Origin of the sequence: Variovorax boronicumulans NBRC 103145, assembly GCF_001591345.1 — a bacterium.
Taxonomy (GTDB): domain Bacteria; phylum Pseudomonadota; class Gammaproteobacteria; order Burkholderiales; family Burkholderiaceae_C; genus Variovorax; species Variovorax boronicumulans.
In genome coordinates, this window is record NZ_BCUS01000189.1 from 1 (window position 1) to 7,551 (window position 7,551).

General features: G+C 69.6%; 4 protein-coding genes. 2 read left to right on the forward strand and 2 right to left on the reverse strand.

All coding sequences use genetic code 11. The features are described 5' to 3' along the window. Nucleotides 1-339 precede the first annotated feature (339 nt). Entirely contained in the window at nucleotides 340-2,244 is a 1,905-nt protein-coding gene (locus VBO01S_RS29990) for an ATP-binding cassette domain-containing protein (protein WP_062482495.1), read from the forward strand. 106 nt (nucleotides 2,245-2,350) lie between these two features. Beyond that, nucleotides 2,351-4,081, forward strand: a complete 1,731-nt coding sequence (locus VBO01S_RS29995) for a phospholipase D family protein (RefSeq protein WP_062482498.1) — start codon at nucleotides 2,351-2,353, stop codon at nucleotides 4,079-4,081. Nucleotides 4,082-4,105: 24 nt separating this feature from the next. Here VBO01S_RS29995 and VBO01S_RS33480 read toward each other — a convergent pair whose 3' ends face one another. After that, the gene (locus VBO01S_RS33480; RefSeq protein WP_062482500.1) at nucleotides 4,106-5,035 is read right to left on the reverse strand and encodes a copper chaperone PCu(A)C domain-containing protein; all 930 of its coding nucleotides are present in this window, start codon (nucleotides 5,033-5,035) and stop codon (nucleotides 4,106-4,108) included. 32 nt (nucleotides 5,036-5,067) lie between these two features. Further along, the gene (locus VBO01S_RS30005) at nucleotides 5,068-7,407 is read right to left on the reverse strand and encodes a TonB-dependent receptor (RefSeq protein WP_062482502.1); all 2,340 of its coding nucleotides are present in this window, start codon (nucleotides 7,405-7,407) and stop codon (nucleotides 5,068-5,070) included. Nucleotides 7,408-7,551 lie beyond the last annotated feature (144 nt).

Consider the following 7,551-nt stretch of genomic DNA (forward strand, 5'->3'; position numbering starts at 1 on the left):
CCCTCGATTATGCACTGTTTTCTCAAACCGCGTCAACTTTCGAAGACTTTCTTCACCACTCACAACCAACACTCCTGAGAGCACCGGTCGCTTCAAACACCAGAGGTATTCAGCAGCGAAGCCCACGAGTATATGACAGATTTCGGCTCGTGCAAGCCAAGCCGAAAGAAACTTGAAGAAGACCTTTGCTACCTCGCTCGCCGCCGGCTCCAAACCTCTTCCCTAGCTGCCGGCATCTCTTCCAGGGGATTCCAGCCCCTTCTATATAGAGAGCCACAAAGAAGCCTTCTTCCCCAGCCGCCAGGCGCCGTCACCCGCCCCTCCGATAATCCGTGCCACATGGCACTCATCACACTCCTCGACGCGCAGCTCGCGTTCGGTCACGTCCCGCTGCTGGATCATGCGGACTTCTCTCTTCTCGAATCGGAACGCATCGGCCTGATCGGCCGCAATGGTGCCGGCAAGTCGTCGATGCTCAAGATACTGGGCGGGCTGGAAAAGCCAGACGACGGCACGCTGCAGCTGCAGCAGAACCTGCGCGTGGCCTACGTGGCGCAGGAACCCGCGCTGGACATGGATGCGGACGTCTTCACCGCCGCCAGCCAGGGCCTGGGCGAAGTCATCGCCATCCGCGACCTGTACCTCTCCGGTGCGGACGGGCTCGACCTGGACGCCCTGCAGTCCAAGATCGAAGCCTACGACGCTTGGAACTGGGAGCAGCGCGTCGAAGAGACGCTGCATCGCCTCCACCTCGATCGCAACGCGCGCGTCGGCTCGCTCTCCGGCGGCACGCGCAAGCGGGTCGCGCTGGCCCAGGCCCTGGTGGCCGCGCCGGACGTGCTCTTACTAGATGAGCCGACCAACCACCTGGACCTCGACTCCATCGAGTGGCTGGAACAACTGCTGATCGACTTCAAGGGCAGCGTCGTCACCATCACCCACGACCGCAGCTTCCTGAACCGCGTCGCCACCCGCATCGTGGAGCTCGACCGGGGCAAGCTGGGTTCCTACCCGGGCAACTTCGAGCAGTACCTCGTCCAGAAGGAAGAGCAGCTCGCCCAGGAAGCGATCATCAGCGCCAAGGCCGACAAGCTGCTGGCGCAGGAAGAGATCTGGATCCGCAAGGGCGTCGAAGCACGCCGCACGCGCAGCCAGAGCCGCATCACCCGGCTGCAGGAGCTGCGCGCCAGCCGCGCCGCGCGCCGCGAGGTGCAGGGCAGCGTCAACATGGATGTCGCCTCGGGCCAGTCCAGCGGCAAGATCGTGGCCGAGCTCACCGACGCCACCAAGTCCTTCGGCGAGAAGACCGTGATCCGCGGTTTCAGCGGCACCATCCTGCGCGGCGACAAGATCGGCCTGCTGGGCCCGAACGGCGCCGGCAAGACGACGCTGCTCAAGCTGATCCTGGGCGAACTCGAGCCCGACAGCGGCAAGATCCGCCGCGGCACCAACCAGCAGGTAGCGTACTTCGACCAGATGCGCGACAAGCTCGACCTCGACGCCACGCTGGAAGACTTCATCAGCCCCGGCAGCGAATGGATCGAAATCGGCAGCCAGAAGAAGCACGTCAAGAGCTACCTCTCGGACTTCCTGTTCTCGCCGGCGCGCGCCAACTCCCCCGTGCGCTCGCTCAGCGGCGGCGAACGCAACCGCCTGCTGCTGGCCCGCCTGTTCGCGCGCCCGGCCAACGTGCTGGTGCTCGACGAGCCGACCAACGACCTGGACATCGACACGCTCGAGCTGCTCGAAGGCCTGCTGCAGGACTACGACGGCACCGTGTTCCTCGTGAGCCACGACCGCACCTTCCTCGACAACGTGGTGACCAGCACGATCGCCTTCGAGGGCGACGGCCGCTGGCGCGAGTACGAGGGCAGCGTGGAAGACTGGCTGATCCAGTCCAAGCGCGCGCGCGAGATCGCCGAGCAGCGCCTCGCGTCGGCGCCACCGCCGCCTCCAGCCGCCGCACCGGTCCCGGCCCCCGCGGCTGCACCCGCCGCCGCCACGGGCGGACCCCGCAAGAAGCTCTCTTACAAGGAGCAGCGCGAACTCGAAGCCCTGCCCGCGCAGATCGAAGCCCTCGAAACCGAGCAGAAGCGCATCAGCGAAATGCTCGAACTCGACGGCGGCGCCATCTATGCAAGCGACGCCTCGCGCGCGGTCGAGCTGAGCGAGCGCCACGCCAAGATCGACGACGAACTGCTCGCCGCGCTGGAGCGCCAGGAAGAGCTCGGCGCCGGGCGCTGAGCGACGTCTTCCCTCACCGGTTGGCCGCCCGTCCCACCCACGACGGGCGCCAACTCGGCTATACATGCGGCACCGCCTTCCCAAGCCCCCGGAAAGACCCCGCCGCATGCCTTCTTCTTCCTTCCACGCGTTGGTCCGCCGCAGCATCGCGCTGCTGGCCCTCCTGGTGCTCGGCGCCTGCGCGCAGTTGCCGAAGGATGTGGACCGCCCCGTCTCGACCGCACTCGCCTCACCCGACGGCACGGCGCTGGCCACGCTGCTGAAAGAGCGGCGACAGGCCGACAAGGCGCGCTTCGACTCGGGATTCGTTTTGCTGGGCGGCCCGCAGGCCGCCTATGGCAGCCGGCTGGCGCTGATCGAGAACGCACAGAAGACGCTGGACCTGCAGTACTACGCCATCCACGCCGACGCCAGCACCGGCCGGCTGGTGCGCGGGCTGCAGGCGGCGGCCGAGCGCGGCGTGCGGGTGCGCATCCTGCTGGACGACTTCCACACCATCGGCCGCGACGCGCTGGTGCTCGGCCTGGCCTTCATCCCGAACATCGAGATGCGGCTGTTCAACCCGCTCGCGGGTTCGCGCGGCACCGGCTTCAACCGCATGCTCAACGCCATCGGCGAGGTCTCGCGCATCCAGCAGCGCATGCACAACAAGCTGTTCCTGGCCGACAACGTGATGGGCGTGACGGGCGGGCGCAACCTGGGCGACGCCTACTTCGGCAACGCCACCACCGGCAACTTCGTCGACGTCGACGTGCTGGCGGCCGGCCCGATCGTGCAGGACCTCTCGCGCAGCTTCGACAGCTACTGGAACAACGAGCGCGCCTACCCCGTGCAGTCGCTGGTCTCGCGCGAGGAGTTCCAGCGCATCCGCGACCGCGCGCGCCGGGTCGACCAGGAACTCAGCGACGAAGCGGCCGAAGCACGCAACCAGCCCAAGCCCCCGGACGGCGAGCCGCGCCCCGGCGCCGGCCCCACGCCCGAGCAGCGCGCCCGCGCCTGGGACGAGAAACCGCTCGACCTGCGCAGCGCCGCCTTCGTCTGGGCCCCGGCCCTGATGCTGGCCGACGCGCCCGGCAAGATCCCGGCCGACAGCGGCCCCGGCGCGGTGCGCAACCCCGACCTCGTGGTCAGTCGGCCCGAGCTGCCCTCGCGCAGCGCCACCGCGCTGGCCGACCTGGCCTCCAGCGGCGACACGGTGGTCGAAGGCCTGCTGCACCTGATCGGCCAGGCGCGCACCGACCTGCTGATCATCTCGCCCTACTTCGTGCCCGGCCCCGACATGCAGCAGGCCTTTGCCGCGGCGCGCGCGCGGGGCGTGCGCATCCGGGTGCTGACGAATTCACTGGCCTCGAACGACGCGCCCATCGCCCACGTCGGCTATGCGCGCCACCGCAAGGCGCTGCTCGCCGCGGGCGTGGAGCTCTACGAGCTGCGCAGCGAACAGGCCGACTTCGGCAATGTGTTCGGTTCCTCGGGCGGCAGCGGCGCAGGCAGCGTCAGCGGTGAATCGCGCGCGATGCTGCACTCCAAGGTGCTGGTGATGGACGGCCGGCTGCTGGTGGTCGGCTCGATGAATCTCGACCTGCGCTCGCAGCTGCAGAACACCGAGATCGCGCTGCTGATCCGCAGCGGCGAACTCTCGCGCATGGCCGCCGAGCAGATCGAGCGCGGCATGCGCGAGCGCGCCTGGCATGTCGAACTCGCAAAAGGCACGCTGGTGTGGCACGCGCCCGAAGGCAGCGGCCTGCAGGACACGGACACCGAGCCCGACGCGAGCGCCACGCTGCGCTTCCTGCTGCGGCTGTTCGGGCCGCTGGCGCCGGACCAGTTGCTCTGACGGTCCGGCGGGGCCCCGAGGGGGTCAGTGCTTGTGCTGGTGCGCACCGCCCGCCGCGGGCGCAGCGGCAGCAGCGGCGCCTTCGGGCGCACCGACCGGCAGCTTCAGCTCCAGCGTCGTCTTCGCGCCCTTGGCGTCCTCGAACTTCAGGGTCATGGGCACGGTCGCGCCCTTGGTCATCGCGCCCTTCAGGTCCATCAGCATCACGTGGTAGCCACCGGGCTTGAGCTCGACAGTCTTGCCGGCCGGCAGCTCGAGGCCGCCCGCGAGTTCGCGCATGCGCATGGTGTCGCCTTCCATCTTCATCTCGTGCACCTCGGCCACGCCGGCGGCGGGCGTCGAGATGCCGACCAGCTTCGTTCCCGTGGGCGCGGTGAGCTTCATGAAGGCACCCGTGCCGCTCTGGCCCGGTACCGACTGGCGCACCCACGCGTCGCGCACGTCGACCGTGGCCACGCCCTGCGCCACCACGTCGAGCTTGGCCGCGGGCTTCTTCAGGCCGGCCGTGGTGCTTCCCGCGGCGGGCACTTCGGCCCAGTCGACGCCGCCGACGTCGCAGTCCTGGCGCACCTTGAACCACAGCGGGCCCGGCGTGGCGGGCACCTTGCCGCGCAGCACGAACTCGCCGCGCTCGCTGCCGGGCAGCGCGTTCTGCGGCGTCTCTGCCGTCCAGCGCACTTCGCCTTCGGCGCTGCCGGCCTTGGGCGCGTCGAGCTTCCAGCCCTTGCGCGCCTGGGCGTCGGTGAGCACGAAGCCCTTGGGCAGGCGCACCGCGAGGCCGGTGGTGGCCTTGGCGCCTTCGCAGGCGTGGCCGACGCGGAAGGCGGCGTTGTACTCGCTGCCGACGGTCGCGCCGCCCGGGGGCAGGCTCACGTGGGCACCGGCGGCGCCGGCACCGGCCAGCAGGGCGCAGGCGGCGAGGATGTGGAACGTAGGGGTCGAAAGCTTCGTCATGGCGGGTGTCCTTGGAGAGGAAAAAGTGAGGGTCAGAGGTCGAACTTCAGTTCGGCCACGAAGGTGCGTTGCGGGTACGGGTGGAAGGCCCAGTAGGTGCGGTTGTTCAGGTTGTCGATGCCGACGGCGGCGCTCCATTGGCGGTCGATGCGGTAGCGGATGCGCGCATCGACCACGAAGAACTTCGAGAAGCCCATGAAGGCCATGCCGTTCGGGTCGCTGTTGTCGAGCGTGCCGTACTGCCGGCCGCTGTAGCGCGCGCCGACGGTGTAGCTCCACTTCGCGTCGGGCCGGTAGGTGGCGAGCAGCGAGGCGCGCACCTTGGGCACGCGCGGCTGGTCGCGCCCGACGCTGGCTGGGAAGCCGCGGTTGGCGGTGATCTTCGAATCGGTCAGCGTGAGGCTGCCGCCCAGGTCCAGCCCCTGGATGCCCGCGTCGACCGTGTTGATCGCCACCTCCAGCCCGCGCGTGCGGATGGCATCGACGTTCTGCACGGTGCTCACGAGGTTGGTGAGCGCCTGGGTGTAGAGCGCGTCCTTCGTGTGCTCGAAGAACAGCGTGGTGCGCAGCACGCCGTCGACGCCCCAGCGCTTGAGGTCGCGCTCGGCGCTCAGCTCGGCGGTCCACGAGCGCTCCGGGCGCAGGTCGGGGTTGGTGTTGACGATGCGGTTGCCCTCGATCGAGCCCTGGTAGAGCTCGCTCACGGTGGGCATGCGCACGGCGCGGCCGACCGAGGCCTTGAAGTGCCAGTCGGGCGTGGCCTGCCAGGCGAGCGCGGCCTTGGGCGAGACGAAGCTGTTCTTGCGCGGCGTGAAGTCGAGCAGCCGCGCCGCATTGCCGAGCTGGCCGCCGAAGGCCTCCCAGCGCTCATGGCGCAGCCCCAGCGTGGTCTTCCAGTCTTTCGCGAAGCGCCAGGTGTCCTGCACGTAGAGCGAACGCAGTCGCGTGTTGCCGTTGAAGGCTGAGAACGGCGACACGGCCGGCCCGCCGATCCAGTCGCGCGTGTTGCCGATGGCGCTGCGCAGCCGTGCGGTGTCCTGCTGGACGCCGAAGTCGACCACGTGCGCGCCCACGCCTTCGGCCGAGCCGGTGGGCCGCCAAGTGCCCGCGGCCTTGAAGGTGTGCCAGCCGGTGCCGCCCATGTCGGTGGTGCGGCCCGGGCCGCCGTAGAAGGCGCCCGGCAGCGCCGTGGTCGGCGTGCGCGAGGTGTCCTTCGCGTAGTCGAACAGGCTCGCCGCCACCTCCCAGTCGAACACGCCGCCCGTGTGGCTCTTCACCGAGAGGCCGTGCATGTAGTGCGTGAGCGCCGTCTCGGTCGGCGCGAAGGCGGCGGCCGGCGTGTCGAGGTTGTAGGTGCGTCCGCCGAGGTTCACGCGCCCGCCGTACACCGGCAGGCCGAGCGCATCGCGCAGGTACGTGTCGGTGCTGCCGTGCGTGGTGTTGTGCCAGGCGCCCAGCGTGTAGGTGGCGCGCACGGTGGGCGAGAAGTCGTAGGCCAGCTTGAGCTTGGCCTGCTCCTGGGTGGTGTCGTAGGCGGTGATGCCGCCCAGCAGCCACCACGGCTGGTTCGACGGGTTCAGCCCGAGCACCGCGCCGGTGACGGGCGTGCCCGCGCTGCCTACCGTGCCGGCGCTCACGAGCCGGTTGGCGAACGACAGCGACTGCCCCTTGCTGTGGGTGCGCGAGGCGCCGAGCCACCACGACCAGTCGCCGCTGCGGCTGCCCAGCGACAGGTCGAGCTGCTGGCCGCCCGGCGACGAATGGCTGTTGTACAGGTCGAAGTTCGAGGTGAAGCCGCTGAGCTTGACGTGCGCCTCGAGCTGCGTGGGCATGCGCGTCACGTAGTCGACCACGGCGCCCACCGAGTTGCCCGGGTAGGCGGCCGAGAACGGGCCGTAGAGCACGTCGACGCGCTCGATCTCGTCGGGCGACACCATGCCCCAGCGCGGCGCGAAGGTGGCGCCGTTGCCCAGCGGGTTCGACAGCATGATGCCGTCGGCGTAGACCATCGCGCGCGCGCTGTTGCCCGTGCCCGAGGCGCGGGTGGCCAGCACCGCGTGGTTGAAGTCGCCGATGTAGCGCTTGCGCACCAGCAGGCTCGGCAGGTACTTGAGCGCGTCTTCGGCGTCGGTCGCGTTGACCGTCTCGGCGATCTGCTCGGCGGTCACGCCTTCGATGGTGGTGGGGATCTGCGTCGGCAGCGAGGTCGGCCGGCCGCCGCTGATGGTGACGGTACCCAGCGTGCGCCCCGGGGCGGCCGCGGCGCCGGCCTCCGGCGGATCAACATCCGGCGGCGTTTGCTGCTGCGCCCACACCGGCGCGCTGAAAGGAAATGCCATGGCGATCGCCAGGGCGCGGGAGTGCTGCTTCATGGGGAACCGGCTCCACGAACTTCAAGCCAAAGGGACTGCCTGCGCGCACCCGGGGTGCACCGACAGACAGCGCTGTTGCTGATCGCTCAGGCGGAACGCGGGGGCCCACGGGCCGGCAGCGGCGCGGCCGTGGCCGCGGCATGG

Coding starts and splice junctions, on each gene's coding strand:
- VBO01S_RS29990 (WP_062482495.1), top strand. CDS start 340: ATGGCACTCATCACACTCCTCGACGCGCAGCTCGCGTTCGGTCACGTC.
- VBO01S_RS29995 (WP_062482498.1), top strand. CDS start 2,351: ATGCCTTCTTCTTCCTTCCACGCGTTGGTCCGCCGCAGCATCGCGCTG.
- VBO01S_RS33480 (WP_062482500.1), bottom strand. CDS start 5,035: ATGACGAAGCTTTCGACCCCTACGTTCCACATCCTCGCCGCCTGCGCC.
- VBO01S_RS30005 (WP_062482502.1), bottom strand. CDS start 7,407: ATGAAGCAGCACTCCCGCGCCCTGGCGATCGCCATGGCATTTCCTTTC.